This is a genomic window from Brevibacterium sp. HMSC063G07 (genome assembly GCF_001810665.1).
Lineage (GTDB): Bacteria > Actinomycetota > Actinomycetes > Actinomycetales > Brevibacteriaceae > Brevibacterium.
The window spans coordinates 103,995-130,709 of the sequence record NZ_KV802363.1 but is presented as its reverse complement, the minus strand read 5'-3'; the positions used below and the strand labels follow the sequence as shown (position 1 = coordinate 130,709).

Here is a 26,715-nt window from a genome sequence, read left to right as displayed (position 1 = left end):
GCGTTCGGCGTTCATCGCCCTTCACATTTGGAGATTTCATGAATTCGACTGCATCACCGAAATCGACGTCTGATGGCTTCAGCAGCACAGACGAACTCAGCGAAGACGCCCAAGAGCTGTTGGAAGACCTGGACCGGGAGTCGCGCACCCGGCCGTATCAGGACACGTGGCTGAAGACCCCGGTTCTCATAGTCGGAGTGCTCCTGTCGCTCTACCACATGTACATCGCGCTGTTCTCCGGCCCGCCGCAGCTGGTGCACCGCGCCATCCACGTCTCAGCCATCCTCGTGCTGTGCTTTGCCCTCTACCGCCCAACGCGCAAACAGGGCAAAGCAACCGTTCCCTGGTACGACTGGATTCTGGTTGCCATATCAGCCTCACTCGCGGTCTATATTGCGCAGCAGTACAGCCAGATCGTCTCCGCTGGTGGGCGCTTCGACACGATTGACGTGGTATTCGGCGCGCTTCTGGTGTTCGTGGTCTTGGAAGCCGCCCGCCGCCTCACGGGGTGGGCGCTGCCCATCCTGGCCGTGCTGTTCATCGTGTACGGCATCTACGGTCGGATGATGCCGGGGGCATTTAAGCACCGCGGCTACGATCTCGACCGCATTCTCAACTTCATGCTCTCGACGAACGAAGGCGTCTTCTCCACGGCGATCGGCGTTTCGTCCACCTATATATTCCTGTTCATTCTCTTCGGCGCAGTGCTTGCCAAGTCCGGCATGGGAGAGTTCTTCAACAACCTCGCCATGGCCGTAGCCGGCCAGACTCGCGGCGGTCCGGCCAAAGTGTCGGTGATCGCCTCTGGCTTCCTCGGGTCAATCAACGGTTCGGCGATTGCCAATGTTGTGACCACGGGTGCTTTTACGATTCCGCTCATGAAGCGCATCGGCTACCGACCCAACTTCGCCGGGGCAGTTGAAGCCTCCGCTTCAGTGGGTGGTCAGCTTCTTCCCCCGATTATGGGAGCAGCGGCGTTCATCATGGCCGAAACCCTGGGCATCCCGTATCAGCAGATTGCGCTGGTCGCGATCGTGCCCGCGCTGCTGTACTACCTGGGCATCATCGCCCAGGTGCACCTGCGGGCCACGCGCGACGGGCTGAAGGGAATCTCAAAGGACAACATCCCAGCGGTTCTGAGCGTGCTGAAGGAGCGCGGTCACCTGCTGATTCCGCTGGCATATCTGCTGTTCATGCTGTTCTTTTCGGGCCGCACGATTCTCTTCTCCGCTGTCACAACGGTCATCGTCACCATCATCGTGGCTCAGCTGCGCAAGACCACGCGGATGTCAGTCAAGGACATTCTCGAATCTCTCCGCGACGGGGCGATCACCGCTGTCTCGGTTGCTGTTGCATGTGCGTGCGTCGGGATCATCGTCGGCATCGCAACGCTGACGGGCCTGGGCGTCAAACTCGCCGGAGCGATTGTCGCCATCGGCGGAGGCCTTCTGCTTCCCACGCTCATCATGACGGCTCTTGCCTGCATCATCCTCGGCATGGGACTTCCGTCTATTCCGGCCTACATCATCACCGCGACCATGGCGGCTCCGGCGCTGGGCGAGCTTGGCGTCGAACCGCTGGTTGCGCACCTGTTCGTGTTCTACTTCGGCCTCTTTGCCAACATCACACCGCCGGTGGCGCTGGCGGCCTTTGCCGGAGCGGGCTTGGCCGGGGGCGATCCGATGAAGACCGGCTTTGCGGCCATGAAATTGGCAGTGGCGGGCTACATCGTCCCGTTTATCTTCGTGTACAACCCCGGCCTGCTGTGGCAGAACGTGCCGATTCCGGAAGCCGTGTGGATCACCGTCACCGCTGCCATCGGCGTTTTGGTGCTCGCGGTTGCCGCGGAGGGAATGTTCATGGCCCCCGTTCCGCTTGCGCTGCGGATCGTTCTTGCCGCAGGCGCAATCCTGCTCATTGTGCCCGGCTCGATAAGCGACTTCGTCGCCTTTGGGGTTCTGGCCGCAGGCTTTGCCGTTCAGCTGGTGGTGGCCGCGAAGAAGCAGCGGCTGAGCATCCGCAATATCTGAGAAGAGCTTCAGAGGGGAAACCGGCGATGCTCAAGCAGAACTTCGGAGTGATCGGTGCGGGAATCATCGGGGCTGCAGTCGCGCGGGAACTGACCAAGCGCTTCCCGGGCGCTTCGGTCACGGTGCTCGATAAGGAGCCCCGTGCGGCGCAGCACCAGACGGGCCACAATTCCGGTGTGGTGCATGCGGGGCTGTACTACGAGCCCGGCAGCCTGAAAGCGCGCCTGTGTCGGCGGGGTGTGAGGCTCATGCGCGAGTACGCTCTCGACCGCGGTCTGCCGTACGAAGAGTGCGGCAAACTGGTCGTCGCATTGGATGAGGCCGAAGAGGCTCGTCTCGGTGCCATCTATGAAAGGGCCGTCGCAAACGGGGTTCCAGGCGTTGAGATGATCGGACCCGACGGAATTCGGGATGCGGAGCCCAACGCGGTCGGCTGTTCGGCGCTGCGCTCACCGCAGACGGCCATCATCGACTACGGCGCGGTGACACGAGAGCTTCTTTCTGATGTAGAGCATGCCGGGGGTCAGCTGATCTTCGGTGCAGAGGTGACGGACATCGCCAACCGCGGCGGCGGCTGTGCGGTCGGCGCGCGCCGCGGTGAAGAAACCCTGCGTTTGACCTTCGATCACGTGGTCGTGTGCGCTGGCCTGCAGTCCGACAGGGTCGCCAAGCTGGCAGGCGGTGCTGAACACCCCAAGATCGTGCCGTTCTTCGGCCAGTACTCCCGGCTGTCCCCGGAGTACAGAACCGTTCTCAACGGGCTGGTCTACCCTGTGCCCGATCCCGCGTACCCGTTTCTCGGAGTTCACCTGACTAAGCGGGTCGACGGTGAGATGCTGGTGGGTCCGAACGCATTTCTCTCGTTCGGACGCGAAAACTACAGTGGTCGGCACATTGGAATCTCCGACAGCTTCGCAGTGGCTTCGGACCCGGGCTTCTGGCGGTTTGCCAGCCGAAACGTCAAGGCGGCCGTCCGTGAGTTCGGCGGTGTGATCTCCCGCCGCAGATTCCTGGCGGGCGCAGAACAGTATGTGCCGAGCCTTCGCGGTGCTGAATCGACCCCGATCACCCGAGGCATCCGCGCTCAGGCAATGGATCGCAGCGGGAACCTCGTCGATGACTTTGTGATCGAAAGGATCGGGGAGGCGACTCTCGTCCGCAATGCTCCCTCACCCGGTGCGACTTCGTCCTTGGCAATCGCCGAGCACTTAGTTGACACTACGGTGTTGCGGTGAGTACGGGAACGTCGGATTCCAGCAGAATGCGCTGAGCCTGGGAGCCCAGGATGAATTTGCCGATGGCGCTGCGCTTGCGCAGACCGATGACGATCATGCTGGCCCCGTGCTCCCCGGCGCACCGGTTGAGCGTTTCCACCAGATTGTCTTCGTGTTCCGGCTGCAGAACCTCAGCATCAACACCTGCCCTGCGGGCTTGTTCTTCCAGTGCGGCGGTTTCGGAAGCGTTGAGGGTTGTGACTTCGCTGGCCGCCCCCAGCCGGGGAGAGTTCACCACGAGTGCGCGAGTGCCGCGTGCCTTCGCCTCGGCAAAGCCCGCATCGAGAGCAGCCTGACCTTCCGGCGAGGGGAGATAGCCGATGATGACTGTCATAGGACCACTGTAACGTGGAGCGCATGATCGATCCGCTGTTGGCGCTCGCCCGGGATGCCGCGTTTCTCGGGTGGTCGCGCATGAGTCTGTGGGCTTCGAAGCTGTCCCGCGCACACGTTGAAGCCAAAGACGACCCCAACAATCTCGTCACGGAAGCCGATGCTGAAATCGAAGGGCTCGTACGCGGCTACTTTGCGCGGTTCCGCCCCGAGGACACGATCGTCGGCGAAGAATCCGCGGAACTTCTTGAGGCTCACGAGGTGGAAGACGGTTCCGCTGTGCTGTCCGGTCTCGTGCTTCCCACCCTGGCAGAAGACCCGCAGTTCGCGGCGCGTCTACGTGAAATCGAACCACTGGAGTGGCACGTCGACCCGATTGACGGGACCGTCAACTTTGTCCGCGGACTGCCCGCCTACTGCATTTCCCTCGGCGCCCGCCGCCCCGACGACTGTCATCCGGCGCACGGCCGGTGGGAGATCGGCCTCGTCGCAGCGCCGGTGCTGGACACCGTCTGGTACGCCCGCGCCGGTGCCGGCGCGTGGGTGCGCACAGGACTGCCGGAGGCTGCAGAACTGGCAACAGGCGCCTCGGCGGACCGGATCAGCGGAACCCCGGCGGGACTGCCGGGAGCGGTTGCCGCGACCGGATTCGGCTACGCCCCACAGAGGCGCGCTGAACAGGTCAGCAGACTCAGCCCGGTGCTGCAGGAGTTCGACGATGTGCGGCGCATGGGCTCAGCCGCAATCGACCTGTGCCTGGCGGCGGAAGGGAAAGTCAACGCCTATTTTGAGCGCGGCCTGGGCATCTACGACTGGGCCGGGGGAGCGGTCATCGCCCGCGAAGCCGGCCTGCACGTGCAGCTGCCCACCGACCGCAGCGAGCCGGTCATAGTCGCAGACACAGCCGAACGCATGGAGTTTCTGCGGCGCCACGCCTGAGCGCTTGAAGCGAGTGAACGCCGAAATGGCCTGCGCGCAGTCGGGTCAGTAGTACACGGCCAGCGGTCCGCGCGGCCCGTCAACCACCTGGACGGGAGTGTTGAACACGCGGGTGAGGACCTCGCTGCGCATAATGTCCTCCGGCGGGCCGAACTCGACCACCTGACCTTCTTTGACAGCGCAGATGCTGTCGGCGTAGGCGGCGGCGAAGTTGATGTCGTGCAGCACGATCACGACCGTGCGGCCCAGTTCATTGGCCACGCGGCGCAGGTGGCGCATCATGATCACCGAGTGCTGCATGTCGAGGTTGTTCAGCGGTTCGTCCAACAGGACGTAGTCGGTTTCCTGCGCCAGGACCATGGCCACATAGGCCCGCTGGCGCTGGCCGCCGGAAAGCTCATCGAGGTAGCGGCCCTCAAAGCGGCTCAGCCCCAAGAAGTCAATCGCTTCGCTGATCGCGGTTTCGTCTTTTGAGGTGAGACGGCCCTTGGAGTGGGGAAAACGGCCGAAGCCCACCAGCTGGCGCACCGTCAGCCGGGTCACGAAGTGGTTCTCCTGCCGAAGGATCGACACGATCTTCGCCAGTTCGTCGCTTTTGGTGGTCGTCACATCATGGCCGGCAACTGTAATGTGTCCGGAGTCCATGGCCATGAGCCGGCCGATCATCGTCAGCAGAGTCGACTTGCCCGCCCCGTTGGGGCCCACCAGCGCTGTAATGCCGTGCGCCGGGATCTCCAGGTTGACCGGACCGATGCAGACGTCGTCAGCGTACTTCCGCGCGACGTCGGACAGGTTGATCACAGGCGCCCCTTTCGGAGAATGTAGACGAGGAAGAACGTGCCGCCGACGATCTCCATGATGATCCCCACGCTGCCTTCGGCGTAGAACAGGTTCTTGAGCACAAAGTGCGAACCGGCCAGAATCACATAGCCGACGAGCACGCCCATGGGGAACAGCAGACGGTGATCGAAGGTGTCTGCCAGCTGGTAGGTGATCATCGCGGTGAGGAAGCCGAAGAAGGTCATCGGCCCGACCAGTGCGGTGGAAACTGCCATGAGCACAGCGATCAGCAGCAGCGAGCCGATCAGGAGCCGTTTGTGGTTCAGTCCCAGGTTCACGGCCGTCTCACGGCCCAGCCCCATGAGGTTGAGCCTGCGGCCCATGGCCCACAGTCCGCCGCCGGCTGCCAACACAAGCGGTATGGCGATCGGCAGGTAGCGCACATCGGCGTTGGCGATCGAGCCGATCAGGCGGGCGGTGAGAACATCGAATTCGCTCGGGGTCAGCAGCCGCTGCATGAAAGTGGACAGGGCGCCCAGCCCGCCGCCGAGGACAAGACCGATGAGCAGGGTGATCTGCAGGTCGTGTCCGGAAACATCGCGCCCCCGGCCGAATCCGCCGAGCAGCCACCCGTAGAGCAGACCCGCCGCACCGGTCATGACGGCCGCCTGGACCAAGAACGGCACGGTGCCGGTCAGTGCGGCTGTGCCGCCGGCGCCGAGGAAGAACACCGCCGCGGTCTGCACAAGCCGGTACAGGGATTCAAAGCCCATGATCGACGGGGTGAGGATTCGGTTGTTCGTCACAGTCTGGAAGGCAATAGTCGCGGTGGCCTGTGCAAATGCGACGACGGCGATGACCAGCAGGGTGGAGGCCCGCAGCTGTGAGATTGCCCAAAAACCCGGGTGACTGATGGGCACAGGGCTCTTCCAGGCCAGCGTGGCGGCCGTAACCGCCAGGGCAAGCAGACCCAGGACGCCCATCATGATCCAGTAGCGGCGCTTCTTGGCCTTTGTGGGAAGAGCACCGGAGAAGCGTTCGGGGGCCGCCCGCATCGAGTCGGCGACCAGGCACTCCTCAAACAGGATGGGGTGGCCGGCGGGAAGGCGCTCATTGGCCGAAACCCGCGGCGGCAGGGAGCGGGGAGTATCAGGCACGAGACTTCTTCCTCAGCAGGAGGGCAACGAACACGACTGAGCCGACAACACCCAGAATCAGGCTGACCGGGATCTCAAACGGGGCGATGACAATCCGCCCGATGAGGTCTGACACAGTCACCGCGGCAATGCCCATGAGGGCCACCCACGGCAGGTTTGAGCGCAGGTCGTCACCGCGGAACATAGACACGATATTCGGGACCACCAGGCCGAGGAAAGGCAGATTGCCGACGACGACGGTGACAACACCGGTGGCCAGGGCGACCAGGCCGGTGCCCAGCAGAATGACCCGGTTGTAGTTGATGCCGACGTTGACGGCCACGCTTTCGCCCAGCCCGACAACGGTGAAGCGGTCAGCGGCGATGAAGATGGCAATGGCTATCGCAACGACGACCCACAGCGGTTCGTACTGGCCTTTGAGCACCGAGGTGAAGGATCCGGCAAACCAGATTCCGAGGCTTTGCAGCATGTCGGTGGCCAAGGCTATGTAGGTGGAGACTGCACCGACGACAGCGCCGAGCATGAGTCCGACGATCGGCACGATCACGGATGAGCGCAGCGTCACCTGGCGCAGGAAGGCAAAGAAGATGAGTGTGCCGATGAAGCTCATGACGATTGCCCCGGCCATGTGGACCAGCAGGCCCGAATCGGGGGCGATGATCATCGTCAGCAGAAGGCCCAGCCCCGCCCATTCGGTGGTGCCGGTGGTTGTCGGCTCGACAAAGCGGTTCTGGGTCATGAGCTGCATGACGAGTCCGCACATGGCCATTGCCGCACCGGAGAGCACGAGGGCCAGGGTGCGGGGAACGCGTGTGATGCTGAACATTTCGGCGCCGCCTTCGCCGAAGATGTCGAAGACGCCGACGAACAGGGATGCGACGACCAGCGCCGCAGTCACAGCGACTGCGGCGCCGAATCGCCACGTGAGCAGGGCAGGGCGTGTCACTGCTTGTTGAATTCCTCCGCGAGGTTTTCAAGGGCCTTGGTGTAGGTCTGGATGGATTCGTTGACGTAGGTGTCCTCCGGCATGTATAGCACGTGGCCTTCCTTGATGGCGGTCACGTTCTTCAGAGCAGCGGAGTTCGAAACGACGTCCTTTGCCGGGTGGTATTTTTCGCCGTCCTTCATGGTGATGGCGGCATCGCGGTCCATGACGATGATCCAGTCAGGGTTGGACTTGGCGATCGCTTCAACGCTGACGTCATCGCCCTCGTGGTCTTCCGAGGCTTCCGGAACGTCAAGGGCGGGCTTCAGGCCGACCATGTCGAACAGCGGGCCGGCGCCGCGGCCCTGGGAAGGAGCGGAGTAGTTGAGGTTGCCGCCGGTGGAGATCAGACCCATGACGGTCTGGTCCTTGTTGTAGCTGTCCTTAGCTGCCTTTTCGGCGTCCTCGAACTTCTTGACGAGTTCGTCAGCCTCTTTTTCTTTGCCGAAGACTTCGCCCAGGGCAGTGGTCTGGCGCTTGAACTCTTCGTCCAGGGGCTTGCCGTCGCGCGGTTCGAGATCGACGATCGGGGTGTCCCCGGCGAGCTCCTTGATCTTGTCTTCGTGCTGAGTGAAGCGCTGACCGGTGATGATCACGTCAGGTTCAGCGGCCACGATCGCTTCGAGGTCGGGTTCGCGGTGGTTGCCCAGGTCGACAACCGATTCGTCTTCGCGCAGCTCCAGCGACTTCGGAACGATCTTGCGGGGAGCTGCAACGGGCTTGACGCCCCAGTCTTCAAGCGTCTGGAAAGAGCGGTTGTCCAGAGCAACAACCTTCTTTGGGTTCTTCGGAACCTCGACGGTGCCGTCGTTCGTTTCGATGCTGACGGTTTCAGCGCTGCCGGATTGGCTGTTCTCAGCGGTGCCGGAGCCGCATGCAGCAAGGGTCAGTGCGAGGGTGCTCGCACTGATGAGTGCGGCAAAGCGTCGTGCAGTCTTCATGATGTTTCTTTCATGTCCGTGTCGGAAGAGTGAAAGTTAGGTGAGGCTTACCTAACGGGCCCGAGCGCAGCATAGGCGAAGTATTTCCGAAAGGAAAGCCTAACCTAATGCCCTGGCCTCTGTCGTGCTGCCGTGGGTTCTAGACTTGCGGCTATGTCATCACGCCGTCGCCTGTTTCTCGGTGCCCGTTTCCTCACCTTCGACCGCTCCCTGCCGCAAGCATCAGCTGTCCTCGTCGAGGACGAAAAGATTGTCGCTGTGGGGGAGGCGCCTGAGCTGCGTGCCCACGCTGTCGGCGCTGAAATCGTCGACCTCGGCGGGACCGTCGCAGTGCCCGGCTTCGTCGATGCCCACATCCACGGACTGTCACAGGCGCTCGGGGCAGAAGAGCTCAGCCTTTTCGGCACCGAAACACTTGATCAGGCAATGGCCGCACTGGCCGACTATGCGGGGCAGGTGCCCGACGGCGAATGGGTCATCGGCGCCGGCTGGGACTTCACCAAATGGGGTCTCGACGCACAGCCAGACCGCGCTTTCCTCGAAAAAGCCGCCCCGCACAACCCCGTTGCCCTGTGGTCGATCGACTACCACACCCTGTGGGTCAACGGACGCGCCCTCGCAGAAGCGGGAGTCGGCCCGCACACCCCCGACCCGCACGACGGTGAATTCGTGCGCGAACCCGGAGGGCGGCTCACCGGCATCATCCGCGAAGGTGCTGCGGACCTCATCAAAGCCGTAATCCCGGACCCGTCCGCCTCGGCGGCTGCCGACGCCCTGAAGATCCAGCAGCGTAAGTGGCTTTCCGAAGGGCTCACGGGCCTGCACGAAATCGAAGGCGAACTGTCGCGGCTGGCCTGGCAGGAACTCGGTGCGCGCGGCGAACAGAACATCCGGGTGGTCAAATACCTCCGCCCGCGGGAGCTCGACTGGGCACAGTCCTCCGGCTGGATCACCGGTGGGGGCGACGCCTGGTTCCACCACGGCGGGCTCAAGCTGTTCGCCGACGGAGCACTCGGGTCCCACACCTGCCACATGTCCTCGCCCTTCCCACGGGTCGAAGGCGAAGAGGCTCCCAACTACGGCGCCGAGGTGATTTCGGAAGACGCCCTGACTCAGGCCATGGTCGAGGTGTACCGGGCAGGCATTGTGCCGATCGTCCACGCCATCGGCGACCAGGCCGTCCACCAGGTGCTCAGCGCCTACGCGCGAACAGATGCTGAACACCGTGCCGCAGAAAAGCGCTTGGGTCGTGCCCTGCGGCGTCGCATCGAACATTCGCAGTTCATCCAGCCCGGTGACATTCAGCGCTTTGCCGCCCTCGGCGTCATCGCCTCGATGCAGCCGCGGCACTGCATTTCCGACCTGCACCTGCTGGCGCAGATTCCGCTGGACGCGGCACTCGCCGGCTACGCCTGGACGCAACTGGAAGACGCCGGTGTTGCGCTCGCCTTCGGATCCGACGCCCCGGTGGAGCCGAGCACTCCGTGGGCTGCCGTGTACGCGGCAATGACCAGGGCGGACATCAGCGGCGACCGGTCGAGCACCTACCAGCCCCAGCGGCGGATGAGCGCCTACCGCGCAATCGCCGCTCACACCTCTGGTGCTGCCTATGCCGCCGGCAGAGAAAGCGTGTCCGGTCGCATTGCTCCGGGCATGGAGGCCGATTTCATCGCCGTCGACACTGACCCGCTGGCGCGCGAAGGAGCCGACGGCGCACTGCCCTTTGCGACTGCCTACCCCGATGAGGACGCCCTGTTCGAACAGGCTGAGGCCATCCGCGACACTCAGGTGGAGACCACGATCGTCGGCGGGCAGGTGCGGTTCAGCCGCTGACGCCACTCTGGTGGGCTGTGGAAGACCACACGCGCGAGGCTGACTCAACCGCACAGATTAAGTATCATGGGTCACACAAACTGCCGTCATCACGCTCTTCGGGAGAGCCCGCGCGAAGCCATCGCGTCGGCGCCGTAGGTGCAATCCCCTCCCCGGGAAACTCTCAGGCCCAGTACTGAAGAGCGGAGGCGACTCTGAAACCGATGCCGGAACGCGCTTCGCCGCCGACCGCACGGCAACAGAGCGGGGAGGAGACCGCAGCTGAGCCAGCTGGCCAGCAAGACTCCAACCCAAGGAACGCCCGTGACTTTCGAGAACCGCACCGCCACCCCGGAAGCCGCCACTGCCGCTCTGTCCCACGTCACCGCTTTCACCGGTGATTCCGCGCGCCTCTTTGCCGACCGCCACATCGGCCCGCGCGCCCACGAAACCGCAGCGATGCTCGAAGCGGTCGGCTTCGATTCGCTTGAAACTCTGGCCCGTGCCGCCGTACCGGAGAACATCCAGGACGACGGCGTGCAGACACCGGCGGCGCTGTCGGAAGTCGACATGCTCGCCCACCTGCGCGAACTCGCCGCGAAGAACGTGCAGAAAACGCAGATGATCGGCCGCGGCTACTACGACACGATCACCCCGACCGTCATCCGCCGCAACCTGGTCGAAAACCCCGCCTGGTACACCGCCTACACGCCCTACCAGCCGGAGATCTCGCAGGGCCGCCTGGAGGGCCTGCTCAACTTCCAGCAGATGGTCCAGGACCTCACCGGCCTGGACATCGCCAATGCCTCGCTTCTGGATGAGGCCACCGCGGTCGCAGAAGCTGTTCTGCTCATGCGCCGGGCCAACAAAAAGGGCTCAGCGGTGGTTCTGGACTCCGAACTGCACCCGCAGACCATTGCGATCGTCCGCGCTCGCGCCAAGGCCATGGACTTCCAGGTGCAGATCGCCGACCTGTCCCAGGGGCTGGTCGGCGAAGATGTGTTCGGCATCGTCTGCGCACAGCCGGGCACCACGGGGGCCGTGCGCGACTTCACCGACGCCGTACGAGGCGCCAAGGAGCGGTCTGCCATGGTCACCTTCGCGTGTGACCTCCTTGCTCTGACCCTGCTGCGCACCCCGGCCCAGCAGGGTGCGGACATTGCCGTCGGCTCAGCGCAGCGCTTCGGCGTTCCGCTGTTCTTCGGCGGTCCCCACGCGGGCTTCATGGCGGTGACCGAAAAGCTCAAGCGGCAGATTCCCGGCCGCCTGGTGGGTGTGTCCAAGGACGCCGACGGAAAACCCGCCTACCGTCTGGCCCTGCAGACCCGCGAACAGCACATCCGCCGCGAAAAGGCCACATCGAACATCTGCACCGCACAGGCGCTGCTGGCCAATGTCGCCTCCATGTACGCCGTGTACCACGGCCCCGTCGGCCTGGCGAAGATCGCCAGCCGCATACATCGCCTGGCCACAGCGTTCGCAGACAGACTCGACGGCGATTCCCAGTCCGTGTCCGAGAACTTCTTCGACACCGTGTTGGTGCGCGTGCCCGACGCTGACGCCGCAGTTGCCGCCGCCTGCGAGGCAGGCATCAACATTCTGCGGATCGACGACACCCACGTGGGTGTGAGCTTCGGCGAACCGCACACGGTCGCTGACGCCAACACGCTGCTGGAAGCTCTCGGAGCGACCGGCCGCATCGACGCGGAAGAATTCGAAGCCGCAGGCACCGGCACCTTCGGCCCAGCAGGTGTCCCCGCACCCCGCGTGCCGCAGGCCCTGCAGCGCGACACCCAGTACCTCACCCACCCGGTGTTCAACACCTACGGTTCCGAAACCCTCATGATGCGCTACCTGCGCACCCTGGCCGACCGCGACCTCGCGCTGGACCGCACCATGATTCCGCTGGGCTCGTGCACCATGAAGCTCAACGCGGCAACCGAAATGGAAGCCATCACCTGGCCGGGCTTCGCATCGATCCACCCGCTGGCACCAGAAGACCAGACCGCCGGCTGGCGTGAGCTGATCGACAACATCGAAGAGCTGCTGGCCGAAGTCACCGGCTACGATGTCGTGTCGATTCAGCCCAACGCCGGTTCACAGGGCGAACTGGCAGGCCTGCTGGCCATCCGCGGCTACCACGTGTCCAAGGGCCAGCCCGAGCGCACCGTCATGCTGGTGCCCAGCTCCGCTCACGGAACCAATGCCGCATCGGCCATCCTCGCAGGTCTCAAAGTGGTCGTTGTGAAGTCCGCAGAAGACGGTTCGATCGACCTTGACGACCTCGACGCCAAAATCGAGAAGTACCGCGATGTGCTTTCGGGCATCATGATCACCTACCCGTCGACCCACGGCGTGTACGAATCCGATGTGCGCCGCGTGTGCTCGTCCATCCACGACGCAGGCGGCCAGGTGTACATCGACGGTGCGAACATGAACGCGCTCGTCGGCGTGGCCAAACCCGGCCAGTTCGGCGGCGACGTCAGCCACCTCAACCTTCACAAGACCTTCACCATCCCCCACGGCGGCGGCGGCCCCGGCGTGGGCCCGGTTGCTGCCCGCGAACACCTGCGCCCCTTCATGCCCGGTGATTCCAGCGACAGCCGCGCCGTCAGCGGGGCAGAGGACTACACCTCGCTGCCGATCTCCCAGGCCAAGTACGGTTCCGCCGGCGTCCTGCCGATCTCGTACGCCTATCTGAAGATGATGGGGCCGGACGGACTGCGCGAAGCCACCTACTCGGCACTGCTGGGAGCCAACTACATCGCGAAGGCACTCCACGAAGACTTCCCGACCCTCTACACCGGTGAAAACGGTCTCGTGGCACACGAGTGCATCCTCGACCTGCGCGCCATCACCGCCGAAACCGGGGTAACCGCAGAAGACGTAGCCAAGCGGCTCATCGACTTCGGCTTCCACGCCCCAACCCTGGCCTTCCCGGTCGCCGGCACCCTCATGGTCGAACCGACCGAATCGGAAGACAAGGGCGAACTCGACCGCTTCATCCAGGCGATGAAGACCATCCGCGAAGAGATTCGCGCAATCGGCAGCGAATACACCTACGAAGAATCGCCGCTGAAGAACGCACCGCACACCGCAACCTGCGTCATGGACGACTGGGACCAGAAATACTCGCGCAAAACCGCGGTGTTCCCCGTGCCCGGCCTCGAACTGACCAAGTACTTCCCACCGGTGCGCCGCATCGACGGCGCCTACGGCGACCGCAACCTGGTCTGCGAATGCCCGCCGCCAGAAGCCTTCGACATCGAATCGGCCGACGCCGAAGCCTGACAGAGGAGACCCCATGACCAAGCAGACGCCCCTGCACCAGATCAACGCCGAACTCGGCGCGAACTTCACCGGCTTCGGCGGCTGGGACATGCCGCTGAAATACGGCTCCGAACTGGCCGAACACCGTGCCGTCCGCGAATTCGCGGGCATCTTCGACCTGTCCCACATGGGCGAGGTCCGCATCACCGGTGCGGATGCCGCGGCCTTCATGGACTACGCGCTCCTGTCGCGCTACTCCATCATGAAGAACGGCAAAGCCAAGTACGGCGTCATCATCGACGAGGCCGGTGGCATCCTCGATGACGTCATCACCTACCGCCTGGGCGACGGCGAATTCCTCATAGTGCCCAACGCCGGGAACACCCCGGCCGTCGTTGCCGCACTCGAAGACCGCGCCGACAAGGCCAAAGCCGCCGGAGCAGCTGCGGACTTCGAAGTGCGCAACGAATCCGATGACACTGCGCTCATCGCCGTACAGGGTCCCAAGTCGGAGGACATCCTGCTGGCCGCCGTGTGCGGCAGCACCGAGTGCGACGACCGCGAAGACTGCACCAGGATCAAAGACCTCGAATACTACGCGTGGACGAATATCGCAGTCGACGGCGTTGAGGTCTTCTTGGCGCGCACCGGCTACACCGGCGAAGACGGCTTTGAACTGTATGTCAAAAACGCCGATGCCGCCGCCCTGTGGAACCGGCTGATGAGCATCAACGAAGCCGAATTCGACGGTGCCGCGCTGCCGTGCGGACTGGCTTCGCGCGATTCCCTGCGCCTGGAGGCGGGCATGCCGCTCTACGGCAACGAACTGACCCGCGAAACCACGCCGTTTGACGCGGGCTTCGGCGGCATGGTCCGCGGAGCGCTCAAGAACAAGGGCGACTTCTACGGCCGCGAAACACTGCAGAAGCTCGGCGACGCCGACCAGGCCGAAGGCACGCCGCGCAAACTCGTCGGACTGTCCTCCGAGGGCCGCCGGGCCGCACGCGCAGGAGCGGGCGTTTTCGCTGACGGAGCGGAAGTCGGGGTCATCACCTCCGGCCAGCCGTCACCCACCCTGGGCCACCCCATCGCCCTGGCCTACATCGACACGGCACACGCCGAACCCGGCACCGCCGTGACCGTCGACATCCGCGGAAAGTCCTATGACTTCACCGTCGTCGAAACGCCCTTCTACAGCAGCGGTGCCCACTGACGCCCGTTCGGCGCGCCCCTGACGCCGTTGGCTGCCCGCTGACACCAGAATGACGAACCGTCGGAATCCAGGCTGGCTCCCAACCCCCAGACCTTCTGAATGAAAGGAACCCACAATGGCTGAACTGCCCCCGCTGCCAGAGAACTTTTCGTACTCGGCAGAACACGAATGGATCAACGCCACAGGCGATGACATCGTCGGAAACACCGTCCGCATCGGCATCACCGCAGTAGCCGCTGACGCACTCGGCGAAGTCGTCTTCGCAGACCTTCCCGAGGTCGGCGACACCGTGACCGCTGGCGAAGTCTGCGGAGAAGTCGAATCCACCAAATCGGTTTCCGACCTCTACTGTCCCGTTTCAGGCGAAGTGACCGCCGTCAACGCTGACGTCGACGACAACCCGTCGCTGCTGAACTCCGACCCCTACGGTGAGGGATGGCTCATCGAAGTCTCCGTCACCGAAGTCGGCGACATCATGGACGCCGCCGCCTACGGAGAAGCAAACCACGTCTGATGCGCACGCCTGGCCGCCCGGACCGGACCCCCTCCCGGTCCGGGCTCGCATCCCCGTCCCCCCTCGCCCCACCTCGGGCATCCCCAGCTCGTCACCACCTTGGTCGTGCAGCGTCGCACACGGGAGGAAACATGACCGTCAGCGTTTTTGATCTGTTCAAAGTGGGCGTCGGCCCATCGTCATCCCACACAGTCGGGCCCATGCGGGCAGCCGCGCGCTTTGTGCAGCTGGTCGGCGACCGTCAGCCCGCATCGCTTGCAGTTGACGTGTTCGGATCGCTCGCAGCTACGGGAGCCGGCCACCGGACATTCGACGCGATCCTGGCAGGCCTCGAAGGCTGCGAACCCGAAAAGATTCAGCCGGAGGACTTCGGCGAACGCACCGAGCGGATCGAACAGACCGGCGTGCTGCGCTTCGGCGACAAGTGGGACATTGAATTCAGTGAAAAGGACATGGTCAAACGTCCGCTGACCGTACTCGACCACCACACCAACGCGCTGACAATCAAAGCAGAAGACGCCGACGGCGGTGTCATTGCCGAAGAAACCTACTACTCCGTCGGCGGTGGGTTCGTCGTCAGCCAGTCCGAACTCGACGGCGGCCTTCAACAGGAAGCGGAAGAGGAAAGGGCAGAAGCCCCCTATCCGTTCACCTCGGGAGCGCAGCTGCTGGAACAGTGCCGCGCATCCGGGCTCGAAGTGTGGCAGGTGATGCTGGAAAACGAAAAAGCCCACCGCAGCGAAGACGAAATCCGGGCGGGACTGCTGCACATCTACTCCGTCATGGAGGAGTGCGAAAAGAACTCGGTGGCCCGCGACGGCATTCTGCCCGGCGGCCTCAATGTGCACCGGCGCGCCCACAAGTGGTACCAGCGGTTGCTGCAGGAAGACCCCGAACGCAGGCCGGAGTACTACCAGGAATGGGTCAACCTCGTAGCACTTGCCGTCAACGAAGAGAACGCCAGTGCGGGGCGAGTGGTCACCGCGCCGACCAACGGAGCTGCGGGCATCATTCCGGCGGTCATGTTCTACGCGCTCAACTACGTGCGCGGTGTCGAAGGCGGAGCCCGGCACGGCGGCATCACATCCGAAACACCCATGAGCCGGGATGAGGCCGTCGTTCGTTTTATGCTGACCGCCGGGGCAATCGGCGTTCTGTACAAGGAGCGCGCCTCGATTTCCGGTGCCGAAGTCGGCTGCCAGGGCGAGGTGGGGTCAGCTTCCTCAATGGCTGCGGCAGGTCTTGCCGCAGTTCTCGGCGGAGGGGTCATGCAAGTGGAGAACGCCGCCGAAATCGCCATGGAGCACAACCTGGGACTCACCTGCGATCCGATCAACGGGCTCGTGCAGATTCCCTGCATTGAGCGAAACGCCATAGCATCCGGCAAGGCAATCAACGCCGCAAAAATGGCCATGTGGGGCGACGGGACCCACCGCGTGTCCCTCGATGAGGTCATCGCCACCATGAAAGCCACCGGCGAAGACATGATGGACAAGTACAAAGAAACCGCCATGGGAGGTCTCGCCGTCAACGTCGTTGAATGCTGATGGGTGTTGGGTGGCAGCTGGCTTTCGGTTGGTGCCGGGTGGCTGGTGCGTCCGGTTGGCGGGGTTGCCAGTTGGCGGGGTTGCCAGTTGGCGAGGCGCGGATTTGCGCTTTAATGCGCCTTTGCGCGCTGCTGCAGCGCATTAAAGCGTGAAGCTGCATTAGCGCGTGATTCTGCCTGGCTCGGGTGCCGGGACAGAATAGGGTGTTGGCTTGTAGTGTCGAGGTGCCGACTGATGCGGGAGGGCCGCTGTTATGCCAGGTGAGACAGCTGGCGCTGGTTCGAATGACGACGTTTATCGCTCGAAGCTCAGCGTCTTCACGGCTGCAGTGGTCATTGCCGTCGCGAGCATTTTCATGATCGATGCTCTTCTTCGGGGCACACCTGCCCTATGGCTCATTGCCGGTTCGGCGCTGCTTGCCGTGTGTACAGCCGCATGGGCGTTTATCTACAAGCCGTGCCTGCGCCTGCGGGATGACCACTTGGTGCTGCGCGGGCCGATTCGGGAAATCACCGTGCCCTACGCGGCGGTTCGCGATGTTCAGGTTCGGTCCGTGGTGACAGTGACGACGGATGAACGCACCTATTCAGCATGGGCGGGGCCGGAGCGCAACCGCAGGTTTGCCGGCCCGGATGCTGCGCACGACGCATCGACTCTCATCCGCAGCCGAGCCGCCGACGCCCGAGGCGGTGCGGCTGAAGCTCGCAGTGGCGATGGCGCGGTTGGTGCGCCTGGCGGGCAGGGGAACGGCGCTTCGCATGGGGTTGGTGTTTCCCCGGAAGACTCCGGCGGCGTGCGGGTGCGCTGCCTGTGGGCGCCGTGGGCTGTATGCGCGGCGCTGGCCGCCGTGAGCGCGGTCGCCGCCCAGGTGCTGTAAGCCTGCCCCGTAGTGCGGCTTTGCGGTGTACTGCGTTCTCACGCGCAAATGCGCCGCATTAAAGCGTGACTCTGCATTAGCGCGTGAGTCTGGCGTGTGAATGCGGCACCCACCAGGCGCGCCAACCCAGCCGCCGTCAACCCAGCCGCCGTCAACCCGGCGCAGGGACACACAGAAGCGGGGCCCGGGCATGCACCCGAGCCCCGCTCTGCGTGACTGCCTCAGCTTCAGCGCCGATGTGACTGCATCAACGCCTCGGCGTCAGCGTTTCAGCTGATCACTTCTTGTGGCCGATGATGGTCCAGTCCTTGCTTTCGAACTGCGTCGCACCGAGGTTCACGATATCTTCGGAAACACCGTGGACGGTCGGGGTGGCGTAGAAGGGGATCATGACCTTCTCAGCCCAGAACTGCTTGTCCATTTCGTTGGCGAGTTCGAGGCGCTTGTCCGGGTCAGCTTCGTTCTGTGCGGCCTTGACGGCGCTGCCGATGTCTTCGTTGGAAATGCCGAAGTAGTTCTGCTGCGATTCAGCCGGGTAGAACAAGTTCGCGGTCGTGGTGATCGGGAACTCGGTGCCCTGCCAGGAGAACGTCACCATGTCGAAGTTCTTCGGGGTCACGTAGTCGGTGAAGTACTTGTCCGACGGCACGGTGTCCAGCTTGACCTTCATGCCGATCTTGTTGAGGTCGTTCATGACCTGCTTGGCGCGCTTTTCGTTCGATTCGGTGTCGGCGGGTACGACGACGGAGAACTCGAGTTTCTCGCCGTCCTTTTCGTAGACTCCGTCGCCGTTCTTTTCGTAGCCGGCGTCCTGCAGAATCTTTTCGGCGTCTTCGGGCTTGTGCTGGGCCCAGCCGTCGGTGTTGTCCTGGTAGCCGTCCTGACCGGGCATGAACGTGTAGTTGTTGACGTTGATGACCGGAGCTTCAACCGGGCCGACAGCAGCCTGGCCGATGACGTCGCGGTTGACCGCCAAGCCGATTGCCTCGCGGACCTTCTCATCCTTCAGGCCAGGACGGGTGGCGTTCATGGTCAGGTGCGTGTACATCAGACCGGTCGACTTGTAGATCTTGGCGTCGCCGCGGTTCTTAGCGGTTTCGTAGGCATCGCCGTCGGTGCCGATGTCCACAAGGTCGATTTCCTTGTTGGCAAAGGCCTGACCCTGCTGGGGCTGTGAGACCACGCGGAAGGTGATCTTGTCCAGCTTCGGCTTGTCGCCCCACCACTTGTCGTTCTGCTCCATGGTGACGGTCTTGGCGCTCTTGTTGAGTTTGACTGCCTTGAACGGGCCCGAAGACGGCACGAACTCGTCTTTGAAGTCCTCGTTGAACTTCTTGGCGTCAGACGAAACTTCTTTCGGCAGCAGCGGGAACACGTAGTTCTGCCAGTCACCGAACACACCGTCGTAGGTGATGGTGACTTCCTTCTTGTCTGAGCCGATCTCGACGGACTTGATGCTCTCCCAACCCTGAGTGGAACTGACCTGGTAGTCCTTGTCCTTGCCGTTGTTGGCTTCCCAGAATGCCTTGAGGTCTTCACCGTCGATCGGCTTGCCGTCTTCCCAAACAGCGTCCTTGTTGTACTTCAGCTTGACTGTCGTCGGGTCGTCACCGGTGAGCTCCATCGATTCGATGTAGTTCGGGTCGGCTTCAGCCTTGCCGTCAGCGTCATATTTGAGGCCAGTACTGACGCTTGGCCCGTACATATCTTTGACGTCGGTGAGGGTGCCGTCAGCGTGGCTGTAGTTGAAGCTGCCAGGCCATTCCGTCAGGGGGAGGGTCAGGTCGCCGCCGTCTTTGACTTCATCGGCCGCTGCTTTTGTCATGTCGACATTCGGCAGTTCAGGCTGGTCACCGCCGTCACCGCCGCCGGATGAGCCGCTTTCGCCGCTTTGGCAGGCCGACAGCACCATCGCTGCTGCCGCCGCTGCGGCGACTAACGCGCTCAGGCGCGTTTTCTTGATTGCCATGGTCTTTCCTTTCTCCGGGGGTCGTTCAGACCGCAGGGTGGTTTTTCTCCAACAGTCCGCTGTTGTCCGTGTGGTGGCACGCGGCTGCCGATTGCCCGACCTTGTTCAGTCCGGGGCTGACCTCTCGACACTGAGCCTGGGCGTCGGCGTCGAGCAGTTTGTATAGGGGGCAGCGCGCTGCGAATGCGCACCCCGTGAATTCCTGCGTGGGGGCAGGAAGATCGCCTTCCAGAAGCACCTGGGAGCGCTGCGATTCGATCTTCGGGTCTGGGACGGGCACTGACGAAATGAGCGCACGCGTGTAGGGGTGCTTGGGGTTTTCATAGACTTCGCCGACGGGTCCGTATTCGATGATGCGGCCCAAGTACATAACGGCGATGATGTCGGAAATCTGGCGGATGACGGCGAGGTCGTGGGCCACGAAGACATAGGACAGCCCCAGGCGGTCGCGCAGGTCTTCAAGCAGATTGATGACACCGGCCTGAATCGACACGTCGAGAGCCGAAACCGGTTCGTCGAGTATGAGCACCTTCGGGTCGGTGATGAGCGCTCGTGCAATGCCGATGCGCTGCTTCTGCCCGCCGGAGAATTCGTGCGGGTAGCGCGATGCCATGCTTCGGTCGAGCCCGACCAGCTCCAGCATGTCGCCGACGCGCTTTTCGCGATCGCCTTTTGCCACGCCGTGAGCCGTCAGCGGTTCGCCGACGATGTCGAGCACCGGCAGGCGCGGATCGAGAGCGGCCGAGGGGTTCTGGAAGACGATCTGCACGTCCTTGCGCATCTCCCGGCGCTGCTGGGGGCTTGCGCTTTCGATGTTGATGCCGTTGATGGTGATGGTGCCCGACTGGGGTTTCTTCATCTCCATCACCTGCGTGACGGCGGTCGATTTGCCGCAGCCGGATTCGCCGACCAGGCCGAGTGTTTGCCCGGTGTGCAGCTCGAAGGAGATTCCGTCGACGGCCCGTACGGTGCCCACGCGTCGGCGGAACACAGCGCCCTTTGTCAGCGGGAAGTGCTTCACGAGGTCAGTCACCTCGAGAACTTTCTCCGAACCGGAGCGATCGACGATTTCCACTGGTTCGGGCCGCGGGAAGATTTCGTGGGCTTGAAGCGCACCGGATTCGATTTCGTCAGCCCGGATGCAGGCGGCGAAGTGCCCTTCGGAATCGACCACGGCCTGCTCAGCCGGCACCTCGCCGTGGACCTCTTCGAGGTGCGGTTCGGTTTCAAGGCAGGCCTCCACGGCAATGGGGCAGCGCTGCGCAAACGGGCAGCCCTTCGGCAGAGCGTTCAGCTGCGGCGGCCTGCCCTCAAGGGGGACAAGGCGCTCTTTGCCGGCGGTGACGACGTTGGGCACAGAGCGCAGCAGGCCGATGGTGTACGGCATGCGGGGCCAGTAGAAGATGTCGTCAATGCTGCCGGTCTCAATGAGCTTCCCGGCGTACATGACGGCCACCTTGTCGGCGTAGCCGGCGACGACCCCGAGGTCGTGGGTGATGAGGACGATGGCCGCACCCGTGAGTTCCTGGGCCTTGCGCAGCAGCTCCATGATCTGGGCCTGAATCGTCACGTCGAGGGCCGTTGTGGGTTCGTCGGCGATGATGAGGTCGGGGTCGTTGGCAATCGCAATTGCGATCATCGCTCGCTGGCGCATACCGCCGGAATATTCGTGGGGAAAGGCATTGGCCCGGTTTTCCGGGTCGGGAATGCCGACCACCCGCAGCAGTTCGACCGCGCGCTCCCACGCATCGTCCTTGGAGAGTTTGGGATTGTGGATGATGAGCGCTTCCACGATCTGCTTGCCCACCGGGTGCACCGGGTTGAGTGCTGACAGCGGGTCCTGGAAGACCATGGCGATGCTCGATCCGCGCAGCTGTGACATCTGGTGGTCGGTTTTGCCGATGAGAGACTCGCCCTTGTAGCGGATGTCGCCGCTGATCTGCGCGGTCGACGGCAGCAGCCCCATGACCGCGGTTGACGACACCGACTTTCCGGAACCGGATTCGCCCACAATCGCGAGGAATTCGCCTTTCTTCACGGAGTAGCTGACTCCGCGGACGGCCTCAACGGGAGCCGATTTCCGCTGCGGGAAGGTGACGGACAGGTTTTCGACTTCGAGAACGGGAGCCTCGTCAGCGGTATTGCCCGAGGTGGTGGTCTGTGTGGGCAGTTCGGTGTCAGCCACGGTTCACTCCTGATGTGGGGTCGATGGCATCGCGCAGCGCGTCGGCAACAACGGACACTGCTGTCAGCAGCAGTACGAGAGCGGCGGCGGGGAAGAGGAACACCCAGGGGCGGGTGACCGCACCGGAGGTTCCAGCTGAGAGCAGAGTGCCGATTGAGATGTCCGGTGACTGCACGCCGAGGCCGAAGAACGACAGCGATGTTTCAGCCAACACAGCGCCGACCACGCCGAGGGTCGCATCGACGATGAGCAGTGACGAAATGTTCGGAATGATGTGGCGGACCAGAATCGTAGGTGTTCCCAGGCCCATGTAGCGGGCAGCCTGGACGAATTCTGCGTTGCGCAGCGATTTGGTCTGCGCTTTGACGACCTGCGCGGTCACCATCCACGCGAACAGCGCCACGATGATGATGATTGCCACCCACGACAAGCCCTTCAGCGCCGGGGCGAACAGCAGCAGGACGAAGAACGAAGGCAGCACCAGCATGAAGTTGATGAGCCAGTTGATGGCCATTTCGACCTTGCCGCCCAGATACCCGGCGAGTGAGCCCATGATGGCGGCGATGAGGGTGCCGATGATGCCGGCGGCAAGCCCGATGATGATCGACTTGCGCAGACCGATGACAACCTGTGCGTAGATGTCGTAGCCGTCGGTGTCGGTTCCGAACCAGTGTTCGGCCGAAGGCCCCTTGTTGAGGTTGAAGGCGTCCTGGTCGTTCGGCCCGTAGATGTTGATCACGTTGCCGAACAGGGCGAACAGGACCATGAACGCAAGTATCGAACCGCCGATCCAGAAGCGCGGGGAGGAGAACAGCCGACGGAAGATCAGACGGGACCGGGACACCGGCTGCGCTTCGGCAACTGTTTTCAGTGCGTCTTCGCCGATATTGCCCGCGGGGCGTTCAATGTCTGCGGTGGGGGCTGCATTGATGGAGGGGTCTGCGTTGTGCGCGGTCTTGTCGTTCATCATGACCTCACTCGGGGGTCGAGTGCGGCGTAGAGCACTTCTGACAGCGTGGAGGAGATCAGAACGAGCATGGCCGCGAAGAAGGTGGTGCCGGCTGCCGCGTTGATGTCGGAGCCTGTGATGGAGTCAAGGGCCATCCTCCCCATGCCGTTCCAGGAGAAGATGATTTCCAAGAACGTCGAACCGGCGAGCATCGTGCCGAAGCTGTATGCGAAGTACGTGGACATGGGAATGATGGCTACGCGCACGCCGTGTTTCCACAGTGCGGTCTTACGGGTGAGCCCTTTTGAGCGGGCTGTGCGGATGTAGTCGGCGCCAAGGACATCAAGCATCATTGAGCGCTGATAGCGGGAGTAGATGGCGGCACCGAACAGCACGAGCGCAATCGTCGGCAGGAGCATGTGGGATATTGTGTCGGCCACTTGCGGCCAGAAGCCGTGCACCCCCGGGGTGGCGGGCCCGACGAATCTGATGAGCTGCGTGCCCACGGCATTGTTGAACCCGGTTGCGAGGATCATGAGGATGATGCCCAAGACGAACGTCGGGGTTGCGTTGATGACGTATGTCAGACCGGTGATGATGTTGTCTGAGGCTTTGTACTGTCGGACTGCGCCCCACACGCCGAGTGCCACTCCCAGGATCGCACCCAGAATGCTGCCGACGATCAGCAGGCGCAGGCTGACAACGGAGCGGCTGAGCATTTCGGTGAGCACGGGCTGTCCGCCGACTGTCAGACCGAAATCCCCGTGGAAGAGGATGTTCGTTGCCCAGTTCCACGTGCGGGTGATGAGCGGAGTGTCGGGGTTGACGCCCAGTTCATCGAGCCTGGCAGTGATGGTGCTTTCGGGAAGCGGGGGATTCTTGCCTCGGTAGCGCTTTGCCGGATCCAAAAAGCTGGAGGTCAGCATGTACGCGCACGTGGTTGCCAGCGCCGTGAGGATCACGTAGTTGACAACGCGCCGGAGGATGTAGGCGATCATCTGGTCTCATTGGTGTCGGGGACATTCACAGGGGGCGCCCGATGTTCTCTGCCGCCCCGCTGACGAGGTGACGTGAAGCACATCAGTGGCTTAGATATTAGTGCAAATGATGCGGGCCTGCCCCTGAAGTCTCAAAAAACCGTTAAAAAACCCTCCAGTAAGGTTGAGCTATGGAATGGGGCGAATGGCATCGGGACATCCTCGGTCCCGGCTTTCAGCAGCTCGCTCTGCCGCTTGCCGGCAGGCAACGGGCTACCCTTGTCCGGTGCGATGCGGTCCCGGAACCGCAACGCACTCCGGGAAGCGAGAGCTTCCTGCGCGACACGGCTGTTCTCTACCTGCACGGCTGGTCTGACTATTTCTTCAACCGCCGATTGGCGCGCCTGTGGAAAGATTTCGGAGCACAGTTCTACGCGCTGGACCTGCGCGACTACGGCCGGAATCTGCGGCCGGGGGACCCTGAACAGAAACCCGGCTACATAGACGACCTTGCAGCCTATGACGAAGAAGTCGAGGCGGCGCTCGCCGTCATCAGTGAAGAGAACCCGGGTGCGCGGACAGTGCTTGCCGCCCATTCGACCGGCGGGCTGATTGCAGCCCTGTGGGCCAACCGCAATCCGGGCCGCCTGGCGGCCCTCGCCCTCAATGCGCCGTGGCTGGAGTTCCAGTTCTCCACCGCGGCCAGGAGGATCACCACTCCGTTCCTCGGCGGCAGCAAGCGCAAGGAGAGGGCACCTCGTGCGCTTCCGCTGGTCATCCCGAACTTCTACGTGCAGGCGGCCAGCGAAAACCACGGCGCCCCGCCGTGGGATCTGGCGCTCAAACCGCCGAACGGCTTTCCCGTCTACGGGCAGTGGCTGCGGGCAATCTTCGACGGGCAGGAAGCGGTTGCACAGGGCCTGGACATTCGCGAACCGGTGCTCGTGCAGATCGCCATGGAGAGCTTTCGCGCCACGTCGTACACAACGAAGATGGCGCACTCGGACATCGTGCTCGACGTCGATCGGATTGCCAGGCGGGCCGAAAGCCTGGGCCGCGAAACCGTATTGGCCCGGGTGCCGCGGGCCGTGCACGACGTCTTCCTGTCCGACCGTGCGGCCTTCGATGTAGCGGCGGGGCAGCTGCGCCGGTTTGCCCGCGGCTACATTGCAGACTGACAGGGCCCGAGGCGCCGCTCACCTCCCGCTTTGCCTGCTTCTTCCGCTGAGATAGCGGGGAGTGGGGATCGCAAAGCCCGCCGGGTCAGGCCCGGCGGGCTTTGCTGTTCTGTGCGTTGGAAGGGTCAGCTGTTCTTTTTCTCGGCCTTCTTCTGGCGCTGGTTCTCCCAGAATTCCCTGGTGGTGACTTCGTCGGTGCCGTCCCAGGCGGTCACACCGTCGAACTCGGGGAAGTCCTTCTGGTTGAAAATGGGCGCTTTGCCGCTGCGGCGCTGCTCCGTGTAGTGCTTGAGCAGCTTGAATGCCTTCTCAGACAGCATGACCACGGCGAACAGGTTGATGATGGCCATGATCGCCATGAAGATGTTCGCAGCCGTCCACACGGTCTCCAGTGCAATGACTGCGCCGATGAACACCGAGGCCATGACCACCAAGCGGTAGGTCAGCATGGCGCCCCTGGACTTGGTGATGAATTCGAGGTTCGATTCGCCGTAGTAGTAGTTGCCGATGATCGACGAGAACGCGAAGAAGAAGATTGCGATCGTCAAGAAGTGCACCGCCCACGGGCCAAGCTGTGCAGCCAGCGCGGTCTGGGTCAGCTGAGCGCCGACCGCTTCATCGTATTCGGGGTTCGACAGCAGGACGATGAACCCGGTGATGGAGCACACGAGGATCGTGTCGAAGTACACGCCGAGCGCCTGCACGAGGCCCTGCTTGGCAGGGTGGGAAGCCGATGCGGTGGCAGCCGCGTTCGGTACGGAGCCGATGCCGGCCTCGTTGGAGAACAGCCCGCGTTTGATTCCCTGCGTGATGATGACGCCGAATGCGGCACCGGAGATCGATTCCATGGTGAAGGCCTGCTGGACGATGAGCGCGAGCATCGGCGGTACGGCCGAAAGGTTGGCGATGACCACCAGGATGCCCAGGAACAGGTACAGGATTGCCATTACCGGCACGATGAAGGCGGTGACGTTGGAGATCCGCTGCACGCCGCCCAAGAAGATCGCCAGGCCGGCAGCACCGAGGACAATGCCGATGATCGCCTTGAAGCCGAAGGTGGGGGTGTCCATGTCGAACGAGGTGGACAGGGCATCCACGATCGAGTTCGACTGCACGGTGTTGAACACGATGCCGTAGGTGACGATCACGATGACGGCGAAAACGGAGCCCAGCCACGGGCTCTTGAGCCCGCGCGCAATGTAGTAGGCCGGTCCGCCGCGGAAGGTCGCGCGGTCTTTCACTTTGTACAGCTGTCCGAGGGTGGACTCGACGAACGCGGTGGCACCGCCGACGATTGCGGTCACCCACATCCAGAACAGGGCACCCGGTCCGCCCACGGATATTGCCAGGGCCACACCGGCGATGTTGGCGGTGCCCACGCGCGAAGCCGCTGAGATTGAGAATGCACGGAAGGGTGAGATGTTCTTGTTGCCCTCAGCGTCACGTCCGGCTGGTTCTTTGATGACCCGGAACATCTCCGGCAGCAGGCGCAGCTGCACAACTCCGGTGCGCACCGTGAAGTACAGGCCCAGCGGCAGCAGAGCGAACAGCAGAAGCCACCCGAGCCACCCATCGACGGTTGACAGCAGTTCGTTGAAGGCTTCCATGGGGACTCCTGGGGTGTTGATGGGGATGCTGTGGTCACACGAAGCGTCTGTCTGCAGCGCTCGCCTTGGCCACGAAAGAACTCTCTCCACTGTAGAACAGGCCTGAGAAGACTGTGGGAGAGAGGGGGAACACGCGCGGTGTCTTCAACTGTGCTGAGGGTGCGGCAGGGTAGTGTTC

At 63.2% G+C, this 26,715-nt stretch carries 20 protein-coding genes and 1 riboswitch; of the genes, 10 read left to right on the top strand and 10 right to left on the bottom strand.

Annotated features, from left to right (window positions below; all coding sequences use genetic code 11):
- Positions 1-38 precede the first annotated feature (38 nt).
- Together HMPREF2757_RS09230 and lhgO are read left to right on the top strand one after the other, a co-directional pair.
- Entirely contained in the window at positions 39-2,030 is a 1,992-nt protein-coding gene (locus HMPREF2757_RS09230) for a TRAP transporter permease (RefSeq protein WP_070575779.1), read from the top strand.
- Positions 2,031-2,056: 26 nt separating this feature from the next.
- Positions 2,057-3,265, top strand: a complete 1,209-nt coding sequence (lhgO, locus tag HMPREF2757_RS09225; RefSeq protein WP_070575775.1) for an L-2-hydroxyglutarate oxidase — start codon at positions 2,057-2,059, stop codon at positions 3,263-3,265.
- Here lhgO and HMPREF2757_RS09220 read toward each other — a convergent pair.
- Positions 3,249-3,638 carry a universal stress protein gene (locus tag HMPREF2757_RS09220; protein ID WP_070575772.1) on the bottom strand — a complete coding sequence of 130 codons (390 nt, stop codon included), beginning with the start codon at positions 3,636-3,638 and terminating at the stop codon, positions 3,249-3,251. The genes lhgO and HMPREF2757_RS09220 overlap by 17 nt on opposite strands.
- A 23-nt stretch (positions 3,639-3,661) precedes the next feature.
- Here HMPREF2757_RS09220 and HMPREF2757_RS09215 point away from each other — a divergent pair, with 23 nt between their 5' ends.
- Positions 3,662-4,576 carry an inositol monophosphatase family protein gene (locus HMPREF2757_RS09215; RefSeq protein ID WP_070576362.1) on the top strand — a complete coding sequence of 305 codons (915 nt, stop codon included), beginning with the start codon at positions 3,662-3,664 and terminating at the stop codon, positions 4,574-4,576.
- Between the two features lie 45 nt (positions 4,577-4,621).
- On the opposite strand, the gene HMPREF2757_RS09210 is transcribed toward HMPREF2757_RS09215, so the two are convergent.
- From HMPREF2757_RS09210 to HMPREF2757_RS09195, 4 genes are read right to left on the bottom strand one after another with little or no spacing between them, the layout of a single operon-like run.
- Complete coding sequence (locus HMPREF2757_RS09210; RefSeq protein ID WP_070575769.1) at positions 4,622-5,377, bottom strand: iron ABC transporter ATP-binding protein; 756 nt, start codon at positions 5,375-5,377, stop codon at positions 4,622-4,624.
- Positions 5,374-6,513, bottom strand: a complete 1,140-nt coding sequence (locus HMPREF2757_RS09205; protein ID WP_083318869.1) for an iron chelate uptake ABC transporter family permease subunit — start codon at positions 6,511-6,513, stop codon at positions 5,374-5,376. The genes HMPREF2757_RS09210 and HMPREF2757_RS09205 overlap by 4 nt, the downstream gene beginning before the upstream one ends.
- Positions 6,506-7,459 carry an ABC transporter permease gene (locus tag HMPREF2757_RS09200; protein WP_070575765.1) on the bottom strand — a complete coding sequence of 318 codons (954 nt, stop codon included), beginning with the start codon at positions 7,457-7,459 and terminating at the stop codon, positions 6,506-6,508. The genes HMPREF2757_RS09205 and HMPREF2757_RS09200 overlap by 8 nt, the downstream gene beginning before the upstream one ends.
- A complete protein-coding gene (locus tag HMPREF2757_RS09195) occupies positions 7,456-8,439 on the bottom strand; it encodes a siderophore ABC transporter substrate-binding protein (protein ID WP_070575762.1) in 984 nt (327 codons plus the stop codon). The genes HMPREF2757_RS09200 and HMPREF2757_RS09195 overlap by 4 nt, the downstream gene beginning before the upstream one ends.
- 153 nt (positions 8,440-8,592) lie before the next feature.
- Here HMPREF2757_RS09195 and HMPREF2757_RS09190 point away from each other — a divergent pair, with 153 nt between their 5' ends.
- The 6 genes from HMPREF2757_RS09190 to HMPREF2757_RS09165 all read left to right on the top strand — a co-directional run bounded on the left by HMPREF2757_RS09190 (position 8,593) and on the right by HMPREF2757_RS09165 (position 17,672).
- Entirely contained in the window at positions 8,593-10,272 is a 1,680-nt protein-coding gene (locus tag HMPREF2757_RS09190) for an amidohydrolase (RefSeq protein ID WP_070575759.1), read from the top strand.
- Between the two features lie 89 nt (positions 10,273-10,361).
- Positions 10,362-10,460, top strand: a riboswitch (glycine riboswitch).
- 115 nt (positions 10,461-10,575) lie between these two features.
- Positions 10,576-13,542 (top strand): aminomethyl-transferring glycine dehydrogenase, encoded by a 2,967-nt coding sequence (gene gcvP / locus HMPREF2757_RS09185; protein WP_370919397.1) that lies wholly within the window; start codon positions 10,576-10,578, stop codon positions 13,540-13,542.
- Between the two features lie 13 nt (positions 13,543-13,555).
- On the top strand, positions 13,556-14,734 hold the full coding sequence (gcvT, locus tag HMPREF2757_RS09180) for a glycine cleavage system aminomethyltransferase GcvT (RefSeq protein ID WP_070575756.1): 1,179 nt from the start codon (positions 13,556-13,558) through the stop codon (positions 14,732-14,734).
- A 115-nt stretch (positions 14,735-14,849) separates the two neighbouring features.
- Positions 14,850-15,248, top strand: a complete 399-nt coding sequence (gene gcvH / locus HMPREF2757_RS09175) for a glycine cleavage system protein GcvH (RefSeq protein ID WP_070575753.1) — start codon at positions 14,850-14,852, stop codon at positions 15,246-15,248.
- A 131-nt stretch (positions 15,249-15,379) separates the two neighbouring features.
- A complete protein-coding gene (locus HMPREF2757_RS09170; RefSeq protein ID WP_070575750.1) occupies positions 15,380-16,795 on the top strand; it encodes an L-serine ammonia-lyase in 1,416 nt (471 codons plus the stop codon).
- A 253-nt stretch (positions 16,796-17,048) separates the two neighbouring features.
- Positions 17,049-17,672 carry a hypothetical protein gene (locus HMPREF2757_RS09165; RefSeq protein ID WP_070575747.1) on the top strand — a complete coding sequence of 208 codons (624 nt, stop codon included), beginning with the start codon at positions 17,049-17,051 and terminating at the stop codon, positions 17,670-17,672.
- A gap of 277 nt (positions 17,673-17,949) precedes the next feature.
- On the opposite strand, the gene HMPREF2757_RS09160 is transcribed toward HMPREF2757_RS09165, so the two are convergent.
- Genes HMPREF2757_RS09160 through HMPREF2757_RS09145 form a run of 4 tightly spaced genes read right to left on the bottom strand, consistent with a single transcriptional unit; the run spans position 17,950 to position 23,773 of the window.
- Complete coding sequence (locus tag HMPREF2757_RS09160) at positions 17,950-19,641, bottom strand: ABC transporter family substrate-binding protein (RefSeq protein WP_070575745.1); 1,692 nt, start codon at positions 19,639-19,641, stop codon at positions 17,950-17,952.
- Positions 19,642-19,666: 25 nt separating this feature from the next.
- On the bottom strand, positions 19,667-21,826 hold the full coding sequence (locus HMPREF2757_RS09155) for an ABC transporter ATP-binding protein (RefSeq protein WP_070575742.1): 2,160 nt from the start codon (positions 21,824-21,826) through the stop codon (positions 19,667-19,669).
- A complete protein-coding gene (locus HMPREF2757_RS09150; protein WP_256278303.1) occupies positions 21,819-22,796 on the bottom strand; it encodes an ABC transporter permease in 978 nt (325 codons plus the stop codon). Before HMPREF2757_RS09150 ends, HMPREF2757_RS09155 begins: the two co-directional genes overlap by 8 nt.
- Positions 22,793-23,773, bottom strand: a complete 981-nt coding sequence (locus HMPREF2757_RS09145; RefSeq protein ID WP_070575740.1) for an ABC transporter permease — start codon at positions 23,771-23,773, stop codon at positions 22,793-22,795. Before HMPREF2757_RS09145 ends, HMPREF2757_RS09150 begins: the two co-directional genes overlap by 4 nt.
- Positions 23,774-23,943: 170 nt before the next feature.
- Here HMPREF2757_RS09145 and HMPREF2757_RS09140 point away from each other — a divergent pair, with 170 nt between their 5' ends.
- On the top strand, positions 23,944-24,930 hold the full coding sequence (locus HMPREF2757_RS09140; protein ID WP_070575738.1) for an alpha/beta hydrolase: 987 nt from the start codon (positions 23,944-23,946) through the stop codon (positions 24,928-24,930).
- A 125-nt stretch (positions 24,931-25,055) separates the two neighbouring features.
- On the opposite strand, the gene HMPREF2757_RS09135 is transcribed toward HMPREF2757_RS09140, so the two are convergent.
- Positions 25,056-26,537 carry an alanine/glycine:cation symporter family protein gene (locus tag HMPREF2757_RS09135; RefSeq protein ID WP_070575735.1) on the bottom strand — a complete coding sequence of 494 codons (1,482 nt, stop codon included), beginning with the start codon at positions 26,535-26,537 and terminating at the stop codon, positions 25,056-25,058.
- Positions 26,538-26,715 lie beyond the last annotated feature (178 nt).

What these genes read in the sequence shown, in the direction of transcription:
- HMPREF2757_RS09230 (WP_070575779.1), top strand. Translation starts at nt 39, where the DNA reads ATGAATTCGACTGCATCACCGAAATCGACGTCTGATGGCTTCAGCAGC.
- lhgO (WP_070575775.1), top strand. Translation starts at nt 2,057, where the DNA reads ATGCTCAAGCAGAACTTCGGAGTGATCGGTGCGGGAATCATCGGGGCT.
- HMPREF2757_RS09220 (WP_070575772.1), bottom strand. Translation starts at nt 3,638, where the DNA reads ATGACAGTCATCATCGGCTATCTCCCCTCGCCGGAAGGTCAGGCTGCT.
- HMPREF2757_RS09215 (WP_070576362.1), top strand. Translation starts at nt 3,662, where the DNA reads ATGATCGATCCGCTGTTGGCGCTCGCCCGGGATGCCGCGTTTCTCGGG.
- HMPREF2757_RS09195 (WP_070575762.1), bottom strand. Translation starts at nt 8,439, where the DNA reads ATGAAGACTGCACGACGCTTTGCCGCACTCATCAGTGCGAGCACCCTC.
- HMPREF2757_RS09190 (WP_070575759.1), top strand. Translation starts at nt 8,593, where the DNA reads ATGTCATCACGCCGTCGCCTGTTTCTCGGTGCCCGTTTCCTCACCTTC.
- gcvT (WP_070575756.1), top strand. Translation starts at nt 13,556, where the DNA reads ATGACCAAGCAGACGCCCCTGCACCAGATCAACGCCGAACTCGGCGCG.
- gcvH (WP_070575753.1), top strand. Translation starts at nt 14,850, where the DNA reads ATGGCTGAACTGCCCCCGCTGCCAGAGAACTTTTCGTACTCGGCAGAA.
- HMPREF2757_RS09170 (WP_070575750.1), top strand. Translation starts at nt 15,380, where the DNA reads ATGACCGTCAGCGTTTTTGATCTGTTCAAAGTGGGCGTCGGCCCATCG.
- HMPREF2757_RS09165 (WP_070575747.1), top strand. Translation starts at nt 17,049, where the DNA reads ATGCCAGGTGAGACAGCTGGCGCTGGTTCGAATGACGACGTTTATCGC.
- HMPREF2757_RS09160 (WP_070575745.1), bottom strand. Translation starts at nt 19,641, where the DNA reads ATGGCAATCAAGAAAACGCGCCTGAGCGCGTTAGTCGCCGCAGCGGCG.
- HMPREF2757_RS09150 (WP_256278303.1), bottom strand. Translation starts at nt 22,796, where the DNA reads ATGATGAACGACAAGACCGCGCACAACGCAGACCCCTCCATCAATGCA.
- HMPREF2757_RS09145 (WP_070575740.1), bottom strand. Translation starts at nt 23,773, where the DNA reads ATGATCGCCTACATCCTCCGGCGCGTTGTCAACTACGTGATCCTCACG.
- HMPREF2757_RS09140 (WP_070575738.1), top strand. Translation starts at nt 23,944, where the DNA reads ATGGAATGGGGCGAATGGCATCGGGACATCCTCGGTCCCGGCTTTCAG.
- HMPREF2757_RS09135 (WP_070575735.1), bottom strand. Translation starts at nt 26,537, where the DNA reads ATGGAAGCCTTCAACGAACTGCTGTCAACCGTCGATGGGTGGCTCGGG.